Source organism: Schaalia georgiae DSM 6843 (assembly GCF_000429245.1).
GTDB lineage: Bacteria > Actinomycetota > Actinomycetes > Actinomycetales > Actinomycetaceae > Pauljensenia > Pauljensenia georgiae.
In genome coordinates, this window is the sequence record NZ_AUBM01000021.1 from 1 (window position 1) to 3,238 (window position 3,238).

The 3,238-nt window shown below is 71.6% G+C and carries 2 protein-coding genes and 1 pseudogene; all 3 read left to right on the forward strand.

All coding sequences use genetic code 11. The features are described 5' to 3' along the window. The first annotated feature begins 17 nt into the window (after positions 1–17). Entirely contained in the window at positions 18–1,547 is a 1,530-nt protein-coding gene (locus G447_RS0108530; protein ID WP_026430741.1) for a hypothetical protein, read from the forward strand. Then, positions 1,544–2,983, forward strand: a complete 1,440-nt coding sequence (locus G447_RS0108535; protein WP_243442346.1) for a hypothetical protein — start codon at positions 1,544–1,546, stop codon at positions 2,981–2,983. The genes G447_RS0108530 and G447_RS0108535 overlap by 4 nt, the downstream gene beginning before the upstream one ends. A gap of 66 nt (positions 2,984–3,049) precedes the next feature. Next, positions 3,050–3,238, forward strand: a pseudogene (locus G447_RS11410) (hypothetical protein); the annotation flags it as partial.

Here is a 3,238-nt window from a genome sequence, read left to right on the forward strand (position 1 = left end):
TTGACATACTTACGGGTATGGATCCCCTCGACGACGAACCCACCCCTGCCGACGACGCCCCGGAGACACCCCCGGGCGGCGCCCAGCAGGACGGCTGCCCGCGCACCGACGAAGAACCGCTGAGCGCCATCCGCCAGCGCCACCAGCGCGCCCGCAGGAGACGCGCCCTCGCGATCAGCGGCGCGCTGGTCGTGGCGCTCGTCGTCGGCGTCCTCGTCCACTCCCGCTCGGGCGCCAATCCCCCCACCGGAGTCCAGGAATCGGGGTACGAGAACACCGAGTCCGTCCCCGGCGCACCCGCGCTGGGGCCCGACCTGGACGTCCTGTGGCGCGTGCCCGCGCCCCCCAGCGGCAACGGCGCAGTGAACGCGCGGATCCTGCCAGTGGACAACAGGTCCCTCTTCGTGGCGAAGGAGACCGCCCAGGGGGGCATCTGGGTCGCGGAACTCGCGGTCTTCGAAGGCTCCGCCGACCATCCCCCGAGGCGGCCCCCGGCCCTGCTGTGGGCCAGCACCATCGAGGATCCGGAGGGCCTCGGCGACGCGCCTATGACCTACACGGAGCACGACGCGCAGTGGCAGAGGCAGTCCACCGAGGCGCCCTCGGGGTACGAGATCTTCATCAAGAACTGGGCGGTGAACGCGCGGACCGGCGCCGTCAGACGAGCCCCGTGGGCCGATCCCGATGCGGCAACCCCGACGCGCGCCGTCGGGACTTTCAACGCGACCGTCGTCGCCTGCGGATCCGGCTGCTCCGGCTGGGCGTACTCCTACGACACCGGCTGGACCACCACATGGACGCGGGACTCGGTCCAGATCCCCCACTCGTACCAGCAGGCCGAGGACGAAGCGCCCGACAGCAAGGGCCAGTCGCACATCTGGGCCCTCCTGGACCCCGACCAAGACGGCGCGCTCCCGATCCTCGACACGACGACCGGCGAAGTCCGCACCCCCTTCCCGGTCGGCACGAGCAGCGGCGACGTCTACGCCGAGGAGAAGGGGTGGACGGTCGTGGACGAGGGAGCCGCCACCGTCACCTCGTACTCCGCTGACGGAACCCCCAAGAAGGAAGGGGCCCTGGCGCCCGACGCGCGCTCCGCAGTGCCGCTGGACGACACGCACTACTACTCCCACCTGACGGGGGCGGGAAACCCTGACGACCCCGTCGCCCGGGTCTCCGGACAGGACTGCGATTCCCTCATCATCGGGCGGCCCTCCGAGGACCCTCCCGCACTGCGGGTCCCCACCCCAGCGCGCATCGCCACCCGGACCGGGGGCTCCTGCCTTCCCGCGTTCTCCCTCTCGTCGGCACCAAGTTCCGGGGCGCTCGAACGAGCAGTGGTGCTCACGGAGAAAGGGGGGACGAACCCCTCCTCCACTGTCCTGGCAGCCCTCCGGACCGACCGGCGCCCAGACGGCCAGAAGCTCGTATTCCCGCAGGACGACTCCCCGGCCATGGCGTTCGTCGGAATCGGATCCTACGCATTCCTGATCGGAGTCGATGAGAACGGGATCCTCGGATTCATCCCGAAGGCGGAGAAGAAATGACGCACGGATCAGAGCAGCGCACGGCAGTCGGCACTCTGACGGGGGCGCCCGTGGCGCGCCCTCGGCGCAGGAGCGCGATGCTCGCCCTCGCCACCCTCGGGATTGTAGTGGTCCTCATCACGACCATGGTCCTCGTGCGCCACCGCGGGCCCTCCGTCCCCACCACCGCGTTCCTGCCCTCCCAGCCGCCGCGCGCCCAGGGGTACACGGGCGGGCGCCAGGACACGGGCCGGCCCGCCCCGTCGTGGAGCGCGGGCGCGGACACCGCGTGGAGCATCCGGGCCTTCAACGATGAGCGGATGCCCTCGAAGACCACGATCCGGAGCGCGGAGTTCGCGACCTCCGGCGATGGCCGCGTGTACGCCGCCTTCGAGGCCGAGGGGAGCCACGGCTTCCGGGTCGCCTCGATCAACGTGGCGGGGCCGACCCCCATGGTCGAATGGATGCGCCTCTACCCGGGCACGACCAACGGCGCCCCACTGATCACGACGGACACGGGCCTGGTCATCGCCGGCCTCGTCATCGACGCCACCACGGGCCAGAGCGCACCAGCGCCCTGGGCCGACGAGTCCCTCCTGGCGACCCCGAGGGCCCACGTCAACGGCACGCTGGTCGTGTGCGGCACGGGCTCCTGCTCGGGCTGGCACCAGGACACCGAACCGGAGCGATGGACGAGGCAATGGGAGGCGTCCGACGAGAACCTGGAGCCCATGAGCCCCCTCACCCCCGCCGGATCCGGTACCAGCACGTGGCTGCTCGCATCATCGTCGTCCACGGGCGCCATCACCATCATCGACCCCTCGACCGGCCAGTTGCGCGGCCTCCCGCCGGAACCGTCATCGGGCGCGTGGGGGGACAGGCAGGTGTACGCGGCCTCCGACGGGTGGGCCGTCGTCTCGGCGGACACGGGACAAGTGCTCACCTACACGCCTGACGGCCAGGCGAGCGGCGCGTACCCGTACAATCCGGATATCGACTCCGGTTCCCACCGCTTCGCCCTCCCCGTCGGCGACCGGACGCCGACGGCTGAGGAGGTGGCGGCCTTCGTGACGACGGGGACAGCCCCGTGGGCCGACGGGGTCCTCCGCGTGCTCGGAGCCCAGGAGTCGAGGCCGTGCGCCACGTACCAGTTCACGCCCACCGCGGAGGGCGCCCCCACTCGGCAGACCACCGTCAGCCACATCCCCTATGCGAAGTCCGTTGACGGCACGTGCGCCTTCGCCCACCTCCCTCGTCAAGTCCGCATGAGCGCCGACGGCGCGGTCCTGTTCACCGCCAGCCGCTACGACGGCGCCAGCCTGGTCGACCTGGGGGGCTCGGGTGCTTTCGACGGCGCTGACGAGGCGCGCCTCGGGCCGGCCCATTGGCTGTACGACGACCTCCTCCTCAGCGCGGACCAGTACGGCATCGCCGCCCTCGCGCCGAAGGACTCGTAGCGGGCATCCGGCCGCCAGGCGCCCGCCCCTATCGAACCGACCATCGACCGCTGACTGGATGGCACCATGTCCCTCGCTGATAAGCACCCCACCCACGACCCCGACCACGACAACGCGCAGGGGGCTGCGCCCGCGCCCGCCAGGAAGGGGCCGGCCGAGCTCCTGCGCGAGCGGCGCGAGCGCATCCGCAGGAGGCGCCTGACCGCAGCCGGGGTCGTGCTCGCACTGGTCCTCGCCGCCTTCTACGTCTGGGGC